Source organism: Stenotrophomonas sp. TWI819 (assembly GCF_039673075.1).
Lineage (GTDB): Bacteria > Pseudomonadota > Gammaproteobacteria > Xanthomonadales > Xanthomonadaceae > Stenotrophomonas > Stenotrophomonas rhizophila_B.
On the sequence record NZ_JBDJKY010000011.1, the window covers coordinates 63,468 to 77,584 of the forward strand.

Here is a 14,117-nt window from a genome sequence, read left to right on the forward strand (position 1 = left end):
GCCAGCTTGGTGCCATGATCGGGGTTTGCCGTCCCTCGGGAACCCCTGACCGTGAAATCACCGCTCGTTGCTGCGTTGCTGCTCGCCCTGGCCCTTCCCGCCGGCGCCGCCCTGGCTGCGCCCCCGGCTGCCCCGGCCGCCGCCCCGGCCAGCCTGGCTGCCGAAAGCCCTGCCGATGCGCAGTTCCGCGCGATCTACGAGAAAGAATGGGCCTGGCGCGAAGCCGGGGGTGGTGAAGCCAGCGAAGACGGCGACGGCCCGGCCAACGCCACCCGCATGCCCGATGTCGGCGCGGCCGCGCAGCAGGGCCGGTTGAAGGTCTGGGACGACGTCCTGGCCCAGCTGGACAAGGTCGACCCCAAGGCACTCTCGGCCGAGAACCGCATCAACTACGCGATCTACCGCGACCAGGTGTTCAACCTGGCCGCCGAGGTACGCCTGCGCGCCTACGAAATGCCGTTCAACGCGGACTCCTCGTTCTGGTCGAACCTGTCCTTCATGGCCCGGCGCGAGATGAAGACCGTGCAGGACTACCGCAACTACATCGCGCGCCTGAACGATGTGCCGCGCTACTTCGACCAGCAGACCGAGAACATGCGTGCCGGCCTCAAGCGCGGCTTCAGCGTGCCGCGTGCGGTGCTCGATGGGCGCGAGGTCTCGATTGCCACCGTGTCCGAGCTGAAGGACCCGACCCAGTCGCCGCTGTACGCACCGTTCAAGAAGCTGCCGGCCAGCATCCCGGCCGCCGAGCAGGCACAGCTGCAGGAACAGGCCCGCCAAGCCATCGGCGGCAGCGTGGTGCCGGCGTTCGCCAAGCTGCGCACCTTCTTCGTCAGCGAGTACGTCCCGCAGGCGCGCACCACCCTGGCCGCTGAGGCGATGCCGGGCGGCAAGGCGTACTACAAGCAGCAGATCCACGAGTACACCACGCTGGACCTGACCCCGCAGCAGATCCACGAGATCGGCCTGAAGGAAGTCGCGCGCATCCAGGCCGAGATGAACGGCATCATCCAGCAGGTCGAGTTCAAGGGCAGCTTCGCCGAGTTCCTGACCTTCCTGCGTACCGATCCGCAGTTCTACGCCAAGACCCCGGACGAGCTGTTGCACCGGGCGGCATGGATCTCCAAGCGCGTGGATGGCGTGATCGGCAAGTACATGACGCTGCCGCGTGCGCGCTTCACCATCGTGCCGGTGCCGCCGGACATCGCCCCGTTCTGGACCGCCGGCCGCGGTGGCATGGGCACCTACTGGCTCAACACCTACAACCTGCCGGCGCGGCCGCTGTACAACCTGCCCGCGCTGACCCTGCACGAGTCCGATCCGGGCCATGCCCTGCAGGGCGCGCTGGCGGCAGAGCAGGGCGAGCAGCCCGCATTCCGTCGCAACAACTACATCTCCGCCTACGGCGAAGGCTGGGGTCTGTACTGCGAGAAGCTCGGCGTGGAGATGGGCATCTACGAAACCCCGTACGAGGATTTCGGCCGCCTCACCTACGAGATGTGGCGTGCCGCGCGCCTGGTGATCGATACCGGCGTGCACCACAAGGGCTGGACCCGCGAGCAGGCGCTGTCCTACCTGCGCGACCACACCGCGCTGAGCGAGCATGAAGTGACCACCGAAGTGGACCGCTACATCTCCTGGCCGGGCCAGGCGCTGAGCTACAAGCTCGGCGAGATCGCGATCGTGCGCCTGCGCGCGCAGGCCGAGCAGGAGCTGGGCGACCGTTTCGACGTCAAGGCCTTCCACGACGCCGTGCTCAGCCAAGGCTCGGTGCCGCTGCCGGTGCTGGAGGAACAGATCCAGGCCTTCATCGCCCAGCGCAAGGCCGCCGCCAGCTGAGGTGCGCCGGGCCGGCCATCGCGCCGGCCCCGGCCAACGTGAACCAAGCGGCTGGGCTGCGATTGTGTAACGGCTTCACGCCCGGCTACCCTGCGGGCCATGTTGCGCCGTGCCCGCCCGCGTCCGTCCCTGCTGCTCCGCCTGCTGATGCTGGTGGTGGTGGGTGTGGGCGTATTTGGCAGTTCGCTGGCCTCGGCCCTGGCCGACATCCACCTGACCGTGCACGCAGACAGCAGCGACGTGCATGGCAGCCTGGATGACGCCGCCGCCGATGTACCAGTTGACGACGACGGCAAGGAAGACTGGCTGCATGCCCTGGTGCATTGCGGTCACTGTCATGGCCACGGCGGCGTGCTGCCGATGGCCGCGATGGCCTGGAGCCTGCCGGCGGCCCCCAGCCACGGCGTGCCTGCCGGGTTGATCGCGCAGCTGCGCACGCAGCCGCCCGAGAACCTGCTGCGTCCTCCGATAGCGATCTGATGCCCTGCGGCCGCGCGCCGCCGTTTGCCATCTGATCGCTTTCTGGAGACTCCCATGTGGATGCGTCTGGCAGCTTTGGCTGCCATTGCGTTCGTGCCGTGCGTGTACGCACAGGGCACGACACCTGCTGCACCGTTGACCCTCGACGACGCCATCGCGCGCGTCGCCCAGTACCACCCCGACCTGCGCCTGGCGCAGGCCCAGCGCCAGGTGTGGGAAGCCCGCCGTGACGCGGCCGGCCTGTCGCCCCCTTTGACGGTGGGCGTGGAGCTGGAGAACGCACTCGGCAGCGGGGACGCTCGTGGCTTCGATGCCGCCGAAGTCACCGTTACCCTGGCCGGCGTGCTGGAACGCGGTGGCAAGCTGGATGCCCGCCGTGCCGTGGCCCAAGCGAACCTGGACAGCCTGGCCCCGCAGCGCGAAACCGCACGGCTGGATCTGATGGCCGAGGTCGCCCGCCGCTATCTGGCGGTGACCGACGCGCGTCAGCAGCTGCGCATCGCCGAGACCGATATCGAGCAGCGCAGGCGCGCCGTCGCCGCCGCACGGCTGCGTCTGCAGGCCGGTGCCTCACCGAAATCGGTGCTGCTGACCGCGCAGGCGATGCTGGCCCAGGCCGAACTGGACCGTGATCGCGCCCGGCAGATGGATCAGTCCGCACGTGCGGCGCTGTCGGCGTTGTGGCGCCAGCGCGAGCCGGGTTTCGACGTGGTCACCGGCGACCCGATGCAGCTGCCCGCGCTGCAGGACTTCGCCGTGCTCGCCGATGAGTTGCAGCGCACCCCGGAACTGGCGGTGCTGGCCGGTGAGCGCCGTATCCGCGAAGCGCAGGTGCAGCTGGCCCGCACCCAGGCACGGCCCGATATCAGCTGGCAGGTGGGCGTGCGCAACAGCCGCGATACCCGCGACACCTCCCTGGTCGCCGGTTTCAGCCTGCCGTTGGGCAGTGTGCGCCGTGCCGACCCGGAGATCCGCGCCGCCGAGGCCGAACTGGCGCTCAACAGTGTGGAACGCGACGCGCGCGCGCTGCAGCTGTACGCCACGCTCGCCGAAGCGCATGGCCGCTACCTGACCTCGCGGCTGGAAGTCACCCGCATGGCGCGCGACGTACTGCCGCAGCTGCAGCGTGCCGAGAACGCCGCCGAGAAGGCATGGCGCGCCGGCGCGATCAGTTACATGGAATGGGCGCAGCTGCAGGCGATGCGGATCGACGCACGCCAGCGCCAGCTGGACGCGGCCATCGCCGCACAGACCGCCCTGATCGAAATCCAGCGCTTGACCGGCCAGAGCATGGTCGCCGCTACCGACACCGTGTCCACGGAGGACCGCCGATGACCCTTTTCCAGACCCGTACCGCGCTGGCCGGCAGCCTGTTGATCGCGCTGATGGCGCTCACCGGCTGTGGCAGCAGTGCACCCGCTGCAGCGCCGGACAAGGCCGCCGGCACGGATGCCGGCCATGGCGAGGCCGGGCATGACGATGATCATGACGACCACGACGCCCCGGAAAGCACCACCATCGCCGCGGCCATGGCCGAACAGGCCGGCATCCGCGTCGCACCGGTCGTGGCCGGCACCATCGCCGACGAACACGACGTGCAGGGCTTGCTGACCCCGGTCGATGGCCGCGTCGCCCAGGTGATGGCGCGCTTTCCCGGACCGATCCGTTCGCTGCGCGCCAACGTGGGCGACCGCGTGCGTGCCGGCCAGGTGCTGGCCAGCATCGAGAGCAACCTCAGCCTCACCACCTACACCGTGACCGCACCGATCAGCGGCGTGGTGCTTGCGCGCCAGGCGCAGGTGGGCGGGGTGGCGGGCGAGGGCACGTCATTGTTCGAGATCGGTGATCTGTCCACGCTGTGGGTGGATCTGCATATCTTCGGCAACGATACCCAGCACATCACTGCCGGCGTGCCGGTCACGGTGTCACGCATGACCGACGGCGTCAGCCAGACCACCACGCTGGAGCGCGTGCTGCCCGGCACCGCCACCGCCAGCCAGAGCACGGTCGCGCGCGCCACGCTGCGCAACGAGGACGGCCAATGGCGGCCCGGTGCCGCGGTCAAGGCGCGCATCGTGGTGGCCACCACGCCGGCCGCGCAGGTGGTGCCGCTGAGCGCGTTGCAGACGATGGACGGCAGGGACGTGGTGTTCGTGCGCGAAGGCGACACCTACACCGCGCGTGCGGTGACCCTGGGTGCGCGCGATGCGGGCAAGGTGGAAGTACTCAGTGGCCTGACCGTCGGCGAAGACGTCGTGGTCGAGCAGAGCTACGTGGTCAAGGCCGACATCGGCAAGGCAGGGGCATCGCATGAACATTGATGCGTTGCCGCGCCCCGCACACGGAGGGCGCCACCATGCTTGAGCGCATCCTCCGCGCCGCCATTGCCCATCGCTGGTTGATGATGGCCCTGACGTTGGTGCTGATCGTCATCGGCAGCTGGAGCTTCACCCGGCTGCCGATCGACGCCACGCCGGACATCACCAATGTCCAGGTGCAGATCAATACCGCGGCCCCCGGCTACTCGCCGCTGGAGACCGAACAGCGCATCACCTATCCGGTGGAAACAGTGATGGCCGGCCTGCCGGCGATGGAGCAGGCACGCTCGCTGTCGCGCTACGGGCTCTCGCAGGTGACCGTGGTCTTCAAGGACGGCACCGACATCTACTTCGCCCGCCAGCAGGTCGCCGAACGCCTGCAGCAGGTCAAATCGCAGATCCCCGACGGGCTGGATCCGCAGCTGGGACCGATCTCGACCGGCCTCGGCGAGATCTTCATGTACACCATCGATGCCGATCCCAAGGCGCGCAAGGCCGATGGCACGGCGTACACCGCCACCGACCTGCGCACCCTGCAGGACTGGGTGATCCGGCCGCAGCTGCGCAACGTGCCCGGCGTGACCGAGGTCAACACCATCGGTGGCTTCCAGCGCCAGGTGCACATCACGCCGGATCCGGCACGGCTGCGCGCGCTGGGCTTTACCTTGGAGGACGTGGCGCAGGCGGTGGAGGCCAACAACCAGAACGTCGGCGCCGGCTACATCGAACGCAACGGCCAGCAGTTCCTGGTCCGCATTCCCGGTCAGGTCGCCAACCTGGAGGAGATCGGCAACATTGTGCTGGCCCGCCGTGAAGGCGTGCCGATCCACGTGCATGACGTCGCCCAGGTGCAGGACGGACCGGAACTGCGCAGTGGTGCGGCCACCCAGAACGGCCATGAAGTGGTGATGGGTACGGTGGTCATGCTGATCGGGGCCAACAGCCGAGACGTGGCCCAGGCTGCGGCGGCGCGTCTGCAGCAGGCGCAGGCCAGTCTGCCGGAGGGCGTCACCGTCACCGCCAGCTACGACCGCACCGCGCTGGTCGACCGCACCATCGCAACGGTCGCCAAGAACCTGATCGAAGGCGCCCTGCTGGTGATCGTGGTGCTGTTCCTGCTGCTCGGCAACTTCCGCGCGGCGTTGATCACCGCGGCGGTGATTCCGCTGGCGATGCTGTTCACGCTGACCGGCATGGCCCGTGGCGGCGTGTCGGCGAACCTGATGAGCCTGGGCGCGCTGGACTTCGGCCTGATCGTCGACGGGGCGGTGATCATCATCGAGAACTGCCTGCGCCGCTTCGGCGAACGTCAGCATGCGCTCGGCCGCGACATGACCCGCGAAGAACGCTTCGCCGAAACCGCCAGCGCCACCGCCGAGGTGATCCGCCCGAGCCTGTTCGGGCTGGGCATCATCACCGCGGTGTACCTGCCGATCTTCGCGCTCACTGGCGTGGAAGGAAAAATGTTCCACCCGATGGCGATCACCGTGGTGCTGGCCCTGACCGGTGCGATGGTGCTGGCGTTGACCTTCGTGCCCGCCGCGATCGCGCTGTTCCTCGGTGGCCGTGTGCAGGAGAAGGAGAACCGCCTGATGGCCTGGGTGCGTCGGCGCTACGAGCCGATGCTGGGCTTCGCGCTGCGTCGCGGCCGCTGGATGGTCGGTGGTGCGCTGGTGCTGGTGATCGGCTGCGGCCTGCTGGCCGCGCGGTTGGGCAGCGAGTTCGTGCCGAACCTGGACGAAGGCGATGTCGCCATGCACGCCATGCGCATCCCCGGGACCAGCCTGACCCAGTCCATCGAGATGCAGAAGCAGATCGAGAACCGGCTGGTGCAGTTCGCCGAGGTGGACAAGGTGTTCTCCAAGATCGGCACGCCGGAAGTCGCGTCCGATCCGATGCCGCCGTCGGTCGCCGATACCTTCATCATGATGAAACCGCGCAAGGCCTGGCCGGATCCACGCAAGTCGCGCGCGGCACTGCTGGCCGAGCTGGAGGAGGCGGTCGAGCAGCTGCCCGGCAACAACTACGAGTTCACCCAGCCGATCCAGATGCGCACCAACGAGCTGATCTCCGGCGTCCGTGCCGACGTGGCGGTGATGCTGTTCGGCGATGACCTGGAGACGCTGCTGTCGGTCGGCAAGCGCATCGCGGCGGTGGTCGGCACGGTGCCGGGCGCGGCGGATGTGCGGGTGGAGGAGACCAGTGGCCTGCCGTTGCTGACCGTTACCCCCAACCGCACCGCGTTGGCCGGGTATGGCTTGAATCCCGGCCAGGTGCAGTCGACCGTAGCCACTGCGGTCGGCGGGCAGGTGGCAGGGCAGTTGTTCGAGGGTGACCGCCGCTTCGACATCGTGGTACGCCTGCCTGAAGCACTGCGCCAGGACCCGGCCGCACTGGCGGATCTGCCGGTGTCGCTGGAGACGGCGCTGGCCGATGACGCCGACGAGTCCAGCCGCACCGGCAGCTGGACCAGCGGCAGTGCACGCACCGTGCCGCTGCGTGAGCTGGCGACGCTGAGCAACAGCGAAGGGCCGAACCAGATCAACCGCGAAAACGGCAAGCGCCGGATCGTGGTCACCGCCAACGTGCGTGACCGCGACCTCGGCGGGTTTGTCGGCGAGCTGCAGCAGGCGATCGGGCGCGATGTGCAGGTGCCCAACGGCTACTGGATCGAGTACGGCGGCAGCTTCGAGCAGCTGATCTCGGCCAGCCAGCGCCTGTCGATCGTGGTGCCGGTGACGCTGGCGATCATCTTCGCGCTGCTGTTCTGGGCATTCGGCTCGGTCAAGGATGCGGCCATCGTGTTCAGTGGCGTGCCGCTGGCGCTCACTGGCGGCGTGCTTGCGTTGGCCCTGCGCGGCATTCCGTTGTCGATCTCGGCCGGCGTCGGCTTCATCGCGCTGTCCGGCGTGGCGGTGCTCAACGGCCTGGTGATGATCAGCTTCGTGCGCAGCCTGCGCGAGCACGGCATGCCGTTGCCGCAGGCGGTACGCGACGGTGCCTTGGGCCGTCTGCGCCCGGTGCTGATGACCGCGCTGGTGGCCTCGCTCGGCTTCGTGCCGATGGCGTTCAATGTTGGTGCGGGCTCGGAGGTGCAGCGTCCGCTGGCGACCGTGGTGATCGGTGGTATCGTCTCGTCCACGCTGCTGACGTTGTTGGTGTTGCCGGTGCTGTATCGGTGGCTGCATCGCAAGGACGCCGCCGTACCGGTTACGGGGTAGCACCGGGTTGTGGGGTAACACCCGACCGTTGGTCGGGTAAACCCGCAGGCGGCACGGCAACCGCCGTGCCCACCATGGCCGCGGTCATCGAGGTGACAGATACGCCTCGATCGCCGCGACGCCAACGGCCACGCCATCTTCGACCGTCATCGCCCGGCCAAGCGCGACGGCACGCGAGCGCGTGTCGGCCCGCTCGGCAACGGCAATGGCACTGGCCAGCCGGACGGCATCCAACCGCTTCGGCGACAGCGCCGCCGGTGCCACGCCCAGCCGGTGCAGCCGATCCGCCCAGAAGAACTGGTCGGCGGCGAACGGCATCACCAGCGAGGGCACCCCGGCCCGGCACGCCGAATGCGTGGTGCCGCTGCCACCGTGATGGATGATCAGCGCGCAACGCGGGAACAAGGCCTCATGCGGGGTCGGCCCGATCACGAACACATTGGGCGGCAGGGGAGCGCTGGGCAACCCGGCCCAGCCGGGGAACAGCAGCACCCGCCGCGGCGCCAAGGCCGCCAGCAGCGCGGGTAGCACCTGCTCGCGATCAAAGCCGGTCATGCTGCCGAAGCCGAGGTAGACCGGGGCGGGGCCGGCCTCCAGGAAGGCCTGCAGATCCGGCGGCGGCTGCCAGCCCCGCTCGGGCGCGCGCCACTGGCCGCAGATCTGGTGGTTGTCCGGCCAGTCCGGCGGCGGTGGCAGCAGACGGGGCGAGATGCCGTACAGCATCGGCAGATCCCGCCAGGGGGAGGCGCGCCTCGGCATTCCCAGTGCCTGGCGCGCCGCGTTGATCGGGCGGCGGAAGGTGCGCCATACCGCCTGGTTGACCAGGGTGTAGCTGAGCCGGTTGAGCCCCCCCGGCAGGCGCAGGCGTGGCAGGAACGGGGAGGGGAAGCTGGTGGTCGGCGTCAGCGGGATCATCCCGGTGCCGATCACCGGCAGCCCGTGGTGCTCGGCCACGGTCAGTCCCACGAAAGCGGCCAGCCCGCCGGTCAGCACGGCATCGCACCCGGCGGCAGCGGCATCGGCCTGGCGCATCCAGCCGGGCACGTGCCGTTGCGCCATCCGCGCCAGACCCCGTGAAGCGGCGAGCCGGGCGTTGCCGCGCGAGACCAATGCCACCACCTCGTCATGGATGTCGCCTTCCAGCGCGGCATGCGGGACGCCCAGTTCGCGCGCGGTCTCCAGCGTGCCGCGCTCGGCCAGCAGCCGCACCTCATGGCCTGCGGCGATCAATCCATGGCAGAGCATCACCAGCGGGCGGGTGTCGCCTTCGGTGCCGTAGGTCAGGGCGAGCAGCTTCATGAAAGGCGCTTCGGGAAGACGGCACGACAGGTCATTGCGAGGATCTTCATGCGGGGCTGTCCTTCTCAGGTGTCCAGCCTAGCGCAGGCGCCGGTGACGGCCGCATCGCGGACATTGCCTGGCCCACGCGTGCGATGTGGCCCGCCACGAAGTGCCGAAAGCGACAGGTCGCCTGGCGATGGCCGGATCGCTCGCCTCTGCATCGCATTGGAACGGCACGGCATCTCTGCTACTTTCCGCCTCGGAACGACCGCGCTCGCGGTGTCGCAGGAAGCAGGGAATGGCTCGCAATCTGTTGTTCGGCAAGGAGGCCGCTACCGCGGGCCTGTCTGTCGCCACGCGCTCTCAGGCACGCACCACCACGCTGGGCGCGGCCTCGCTCGACAGCCGGCTCCGGCAGAAACGATCGCCCGCGTACGTGCAGGCCATGACCCGGGTCGATGTTGGCGGCCACGTGCACGGTCGCGACGCATTGGCGGCGCTGAAGCAGCTGGTCGCCGCGGAGCTCGGCGAGATAGCCCTCGAGGATCGCCTGCTCGGCATCGTCAGCCGTTGCATGCTCGGTCACCCCTATGAGGTCCATACGCTGGACATGACCGGGCAGATCATCGAGCACTTCAAGATCGGCCACACCCTGCCGCTAACGCTCGAACGGGCACGCACGCTGGCCCTGCATCCGTCCTACGCCTTCATCGAGGTGTACGCGAACCGGATGGTCACCGTCAGCGACTCCGGCCAGACCGCCGTCATCGAAGGAACGACATGAGCACACAACGCATCATCCATATGGCGGATCTGTCCGCCATCAACAGCAGCCTGCGCTCGCTAGGGCGGGACCTGGACGCACTGCACACCCAAGCCCACGCGATCCAGAGCGATGTAGGTGCCACCCGCAGCGAACTGGCGCGCCTGGAAAAGGCATTCATGGATTTCGTGGCAGCGGACCTGAAAGCCAAGGAACTGTCGCTGGCCGAAACCCGTCAGGTCAAGATCCGCCAGGAGCTGGAGAACCGGTTCGGCCACTACGCCGAGGTACGTCGGCAGACCACCGGCATCCTGCAGGCGGCCGACATCAGTCTGGTCCGGCAGGACACCATCCGTGCCGCCAGCGAGAATCTCATGCTGGCGGCGCCCGGTTACTGGCTGGCCCCGGCACTGGTGGCGCTGGCCGCGTGGCTCAACGACCAGCAGGATCTGGCGCAGCGTGCGCTGGCCGAGGCCATCCGTCGTGATGACGAGAAAACCAGCCTGCTGTTCTCTCTTGTCAGCCGCCGCGCGGGTCGTCTGTCGGCCGCCCAGCAATGGATGGACCGTTATCTGGGCATGCAGAACCCGGTGGAACTGGACCGCCAGACGGTGGTGCTGATCGACGCGATCGCGGGGGGTGTGTTCGGCGTGGATACCGCCCGCATCTGTGTGGCCCGCACCAATGAATGGATCGAAGAGCTGGCCCAGCGGGCCGGCTTCGTGGAGGCCCAGCGCAGCCAGTGGATCGATGCACTGCGCTCCAAGACCCCCAATGGTGACGATAGCGCCCGCTACCCGCACCTGCAGCGGTTCAGTCCAACCTGGCCGTCCCTGCAGGACTCGCTCAATGCCACGGCGACCCACGCGGCTGTCACCCGGCATTTCCAGAGTGTGTTCAGCGGCGATGTACGTGCGACGGCCGGTCTGGCCGCCGATGTCGACGCCCTGCTGACCAAGCTGGTCTCGCACTTCGATGCCGAAGAGCTGCCGCTGCGGCGCGATGAAGCCCTGTGCAAGCTGATCATCGATGAAAACGGTGACCGCCCCGCGGCCGACCGTCGCTTCCAGCTGCAGGACCCGGCACTGGAGCACCGCATCAGCTTCACCCAGTTGCTCACCAACGCCGCGATGCATCCGGAAACCTCGCAGGCCTCGCGCGCCACCCAGCGCTTTGCGACCGCCCAGTCGCGCAGCTGGATTCTGGAGGCTCACCACGATCTCACTGCCAGCATCCGCCAGGCGATTCCGACCGACGTGGAGGTCACCCTGGATGCATGGCAGGGCAGCACCCGCGATGGCAGCAACCAGGTTGAATTGGAGACCTCGCTCAATGCGCACGTTGACACCGGGCTGGCCCAGGCGCTGGCGGGCGTGAAGCTGCGCTTCCAGCATTGGGCTGTCCTGGTGCTGGGTGTCCTGCTGCTGGTGATGACCATTGGCAACGTCATCGGCATGGTGATCGCCGCGCTGATGCTGCTGTGGGTGGGCATGGCCTACAAGAATCTGGAAAAGACCCGCGAAACGGTCCGCGCCGACTTCACGCGGCAGCGCGAGCAACTGCAGAACGCGCTCAAGGCCTGCATGGCCGAAGTCGTGGAGGTGCGGCGTGACCTCGCCGCACGCGATGCCCAGTCTGCCGAGTTGACCGCGCTGCTGGAGTCGATCACGCCCGAGCAGTTCACCTTTGGCGGTCATGACAATACCCGCCGCATCCTTGCTGCCACCGCCTGAGGCCCGACCATGACCCGTTCCCTGCTCGATGCTTCCGCCGTGCCGCCTCCGTTGCCGGCCCAGGACGCCCTCCCGCCGCCGCTGAACGATGTCGCGGCGGCTACCCCGGTTGTTTCCGCCGCGCCGCTGGTCAATATTGCGGCCCCGGATGCGCTCGCCGGCGCCCTGCCTGGCTGGGACCTGCTGCCGAAGACCGGTTTCGTACGCCGCAAACGCGCCTCGCACGGATGACACTGCCGGTTCCGCGGACCTATGCCGAATGGAGCCAGGTCCTGGATGCCTTCAGCGAAGGAGGCCGCGAAGCCGAGGCGCTCGCGGCCATGGCGGCTGGGCGCCTGGACTGGACCCCCGGCGTGGCGCAGTTGTTCACCGACCGGGTGACCACGCTGCTTGACCTGCGGCTGAAGCACTGCAGCGCTCGCCTGCAGCGCGATCTGGGTGATCGCGCCGATGAAGTGACCCTGGTGCGCGCGCTGCTGGATGCGCGTCGGCACTTCAGTGTGCTGCATCAGCTGGCCTCGCTGGCAACGCTGCCTGAATCGCTGCGTGCGTTCCTGCGCGACGAACTGGTCCGCATCACTGCCAGGATGCAGGCCGACCTGGAAGCCAACGCACGCACGCTGCGCTGCGACCGCACCCTGCGTGCGGTGCGCTACAACAGCCTGTGCCACTACCGGCCGGCCGCGCTGGATGCCGCCGCGCCGCCGCCACTCCCGTCTGCTTCACCTGCCGACGTCCCCGCCGTAGCGGGTCGCCGGCGAACCTTGATGATCTGAATCCATGAGCGATACCCGCGAGTTCCATGCCACGCTGACCCGCTACCTGAAAGCGCGCGTGCCCTTCATCTCCATCCGCAGCACCGAGCGCGCGCGGGTGCTGGATATCCTGCGTGACGTGGCCGGTGCGCTGAGTGCGCCGTTCTACGTGCACACCCTCTCGCAGGGAACGCGCGAGCTGGCCACCGGGCGGATCGTCAACGAAGACCGCTCGGTCATCGGCGCGGTCGACTTCGCCAGCCAGCAGATGGCGCAACGGCAGAACCTCAGTTTCGTGTTGACTGAAGTGTCCGACCTGGAGGACGACACGCCCTCGGCGCGGCAGTTGATCGATGTGGCGATGCTGGCGGCCGACCACGGTGGTTCGCTGGTGGTGGTCACCAGCAAGCCAGTATTCGGCCAGCTGCAGCGGCTGGGCATGTCGCTGGTGTTGTCGCCGCCCACCGAAGACGAGATGGCGGCGATCATCCACGAACAGATCGATCCGTACCGCAGCCAGTTCCAGATCGAGTGGGACGACGCCGACATCCGCCAGGCGGCGGCCATCCTGGCCGGCATCTCGCGGCTGGAGGCGGAGAACATCATCGCCACGCTGCTGGTCAACGGGCGTATCGACAAGAATGATCTGGTCGAACTGATGCATGCCAAGGACCGGATCTTCGCCGACATTTCCGGCATCGAGCGTGTGCCGGTGCGCGGGGGCGATCTGAGTGTGGGTGGCCTTGGTGGCCTCAAGAGCTGGCTGGCACGCGAACGGCCGCTGCTGACCGCCGATCTGCGCGAGCGCGGCATCCGCCCGCCGCGAGGCGTGCTGCTGGTCGGCGTACCGGGCTGCGGCAAATCGCTGTCGGCCAAGGCCATTGCCCAGGACTGGCAGTTGCCGCTGTACCGCCTGGACCTCTCCACCATCCACGGCCAGTACCTTGGCCAGAGCGAAGGCCGCCTCAAGGAAGCGCTTGCCACGGCGGATCACGTGGCGCCCTGCGTGCTGTGGATCGACGAGATCGAAAAGGGCCTGGCCGGCGCCACCGGGGGCGGCGACGGCGGCACCTCGACCCGTCTGGTCGGCCAGTTCCTGTACTGGCTGCAGGAAGCACGTACCCGCGTGTTCGTGGTGGCAACTGCAAATGATGTGTCCAAGCTGCCGCCGGAGCTGCTGCGCCGGGGCCGGTTCGACGAACTCTTCTTCGTCGACCTGCCGACCGCGCCGGAACGCCGCGACATCATCGGCATCTACGCCCGGCGGGGCCTGCAGCAGCGCGAACTGGCGCCGGCGCTGCTCGACGAGCTGGTCGAGCTGTCCGAGGGCTTTGCCGGTTCGGACCTGGAATCGGCGGTGCGTGAGGTGGTGAAAGAGGCGTACCTGAAGGGCGATGCCGTGGTCACCGATGAGCTGTTCCGGCGGAGTTTCCAGAACGTGGTGCCGTTGTCGCGGACCGCACCGGAGCAGATCGAGAACATCCGCGCGTGGGGCCGTGAACGGGCCGTGCCGGCCTCGGGTGAGCCGATTGCGGCCAGCACCCCGGCCGCCGGGCGGCCGCGCCGCGCAGTCCTGGCATGAACGACCCGGCCGGCAGGCCCTGCCGACCTCGGTTGCGCCAGCAGGGCCAAGCGGGCATAATGCGCGGCTCGCTGTGTCCAAAAACCTTTGGATCGGTGGCCGGGAACACGTCATCCGGTCCGCCCTCGACAGCGTAACCCTTTGA

The 14,117-nt window shown here is 68.3% G+C and carries 11 protein-coding genes; 10 read left to right on the forward strand and 1 reads right to left on the reverse strand.

Annotation, left to right across the window (positions count from 1 at the left end; genetic code table 11):
- The first annotated feature begins 51 nt into the window (after nucleotides 1–51).
- The 5 genes from ABE463_RS14820 to ABE463_RS14840 all read left to right on the forward strand — a co-directional run bounded on the left by ABE463_RS14820 (nucleotide 52) and on the right by ABE463_RS14840 (nucleotide 7,858).
- Nucleotides 52–1,839 carry a DUF885 family protein gene (locus ABE463_RS14820; protein ID WP_346468684.1) on the forward strand — a complete coding sequence of 596 codons (1,788 nt, stop codon included), beginning with the start codon at nucleotides 52–54 and terminating at the stop codon, nucleotides 1,837–1,839.
- 99 nt (nucleotides 1,840–1,938) lie between these two features.
- Nucleotides 1,939–2,319 (forward strand): DUF2946 family protein, encoded by a 381-nt coding sequence (locus tag ABE463_RS14825; protein WP_346468685.1) that lies wholly within the window; start codon nucleotides 1,939–1,941, stop codon nucleotides 2,317–2,319.
- A 54-nt stretch (nucleotides 2,320–2,373) separates the two neighbouring features.
- Entirely contained in the window at nucleotides 2,374–3,654 is a 1,281-nt protein-coding gene (locus tag ABE463_RS14830) for a TolC family protein (RefSeq protein ID WP_346468686.1), read from the forward strand.
- Complete coding sequence (locus ABE463_RS14835) at nucleotides 3,651–4,640, forward strand: efflux RND transporter periplasmic adaptor subunit (RefSeq protein ID WP_346468687.1); 990 nt, start codon at nucleotides 3,651–3,653, stop codon at nucleotides 4,638–4,640. Before ABE463_RS14830 ends, ABE463_RS14835 begins: the two co-directional genes overlap by 4 nt.
- Before the next feature lie 35 nt (nucleotides 4,641–4,675).
- Complete coding sequence (locus ABE463_RS14840) at nucleotides 4,676–7,858, forward strand: CusA/CzcA family heavy metal efflux RND transporter (RefSeq protein WP_346468688.1); 3,183 nt, start codon at nucleotides 4,676–4,678, stop codon at nucleotides 7,856–7,858.
- Nucleotides 7,859–7,942: 84 nt separating this feature from the next.
- Here ABE463_RS14840 and ABE463_RS14845 read toward each other — a convergent pair whose 3' ends face one another.
- Nucleotides 7,943–9,157 (reverse strand): glycosyltransferase, encoded by a 1,215-nt coding sequence (locus ABE463_RS14845; RefSeq protein ID WP_346468689.1) that lies wholly within the window; start codon nucleotides 9,155–9,157, stop codon nucleotides 7,943–7,945.
- Nucleotides 9,158–9,437: 280 nt separating this feature from the next.
- On the opposite strand from ABE463_RS14845, the gene ABE463_RS14850 reads away from it, so the two are divergent.
- From ABE463_RS14850 to ABE463_RS14870, 5 genes are read left to right on the forward strand one after another with little or no spacing between them, the layout of a single operon-like run.
- On the forward strand, nucleotides 9,438–9,923 hold the full coding sequence (locus ABE463_RS14850) for a hypothetical protein (RefSeq protein WP_346468690.1): 486 nt from the start codon (nucleotides 9,438–9,440) through the stop codon (nucleotides 9,921–9,923).
- Nucleotides 9,920–11,635, forward strand: a complete 1,716-nt coding sequence (locus ABE463_RS14855) for a hypothetical protein (protein WP_346468691.1) — start codon at nucleotides 9,920–9,922, stop codon at nucleotides 11,633–11,635. The genes ABE463_RS14850 and ABE463_RS14855 overlap by 4 nt, the downstream gene beginning before the upstream one ends.
- A gap of 9 nt (nucleotides 11,636–11,644) precedes the next feature.
- A complete protein-coding gene (locus ABE463_RS14860; protein ID WP_152152078.1) occupies nucleotides 11,645–11,866 on the forward strand; it encodes a hypothetical protein in 222 nt (73 codons plus the stop codon).
- A complete protein-coding gene (locus tag ABE463_RS14865) occupies nucleotides 11,863–12,411 on the forward strand; it encodes a hypothetical protein (RefSeq protein ID WP_259261945.1) in 549 nt (182 codons plus the stop codon). The genes ABE463_RS14860 and ABE463_RS14865 overlap by 4 nt, the downstream gene beginning before the upstream one ends.
- Before the next feature lie 4 nt (nucleotides 12,412–12,415).
- Nucleotides 12,416–13,972: an AAA family ATPase gene (locus tag ABE463_RS14870; RefSeq protein WP_346468692.1), complete on the forward strand. Its 1,557-nt coding sequence runs from the start codon at nucleotides 12,416–12,418 to the stop codon at nucleotides 13,970–13,972.
- Nucleotides 13,973–14,117: the final 145 nt, after the last annotated feature.

Bases quoted from the DNA above. Each gene is read 5' to 3' on its own strand.
- ABE463_RS14865 (WP_259261945.1), top strand. From the start codon at position 11,863: ATGACACTGCCGGTTCCGCGGACCTATGCCGAATGGAGCCAGGTCCTG.
- ABE463_RS14850 (WP_346468690.1), top strand. From the start codon at position 9,438: ATGGCTCGCAATCTGTTGTTCGGCAAGGAGGCCGCTACCGCGGGCCTG.
- ABE463_RS14840 (WP_346468688.1), top strand. From the start codon at position 4,676: ATGCTTGAGCGCATCCTCCGCGCCGCCATTGCCCATCGCTGGTTGATG.
- ABE463_RS14825 (WP_346468685.1), top strand. From the start codon at position 1,939: ATGTTGCGCCGTGCCCGCCCGCGTCCGTCCCTGCTGCTCCGCCTGCTG.
- ABE463_RS14835 (WP_346468687.1), top strand. From the start codon at position 3,651: ATGACCCTTTTCCAGACCCGTACCGCGCTGGCCGGCAGCCTGTTGATC.
- ABE463_RS14860 (WP_152152078.1), top strand. From the start codon at position 11,645: ATGACCCGTTCCCTGCTCGATGCTTCCGCCGTGCCGCCTCCGTTGCCG.
- ABE463_RS14855 (WP_346468691.1), top strand. From the start codon at position 9,920: ATGAGCACACAACGCATCATCCATATGGCGGATCTGTCCGCCATCAAC.
- ABE463_RS14830 (WP_346468686.1), top strand. From the start codon at position 2,374: ATGTGGATGCGTCTGGCAGCTTTGGCTGCCATTGCGTTCGTGCCGTGC.
- ABE463_RS14845 (WP_346468689.1), bottom strand. From the start codon at position 9,157: ATGAAGCTGCTCGCCCTGACCTACGGCACCGAAGGCGACACCCGCCCG.
- ABE463_RS14870 (WP_346468692.1), top strand. From the start codon at position 12,416: ATGAGCGATACCCGCGAGTTCCATGCCACGCTGACCCGCTACCTGAAA.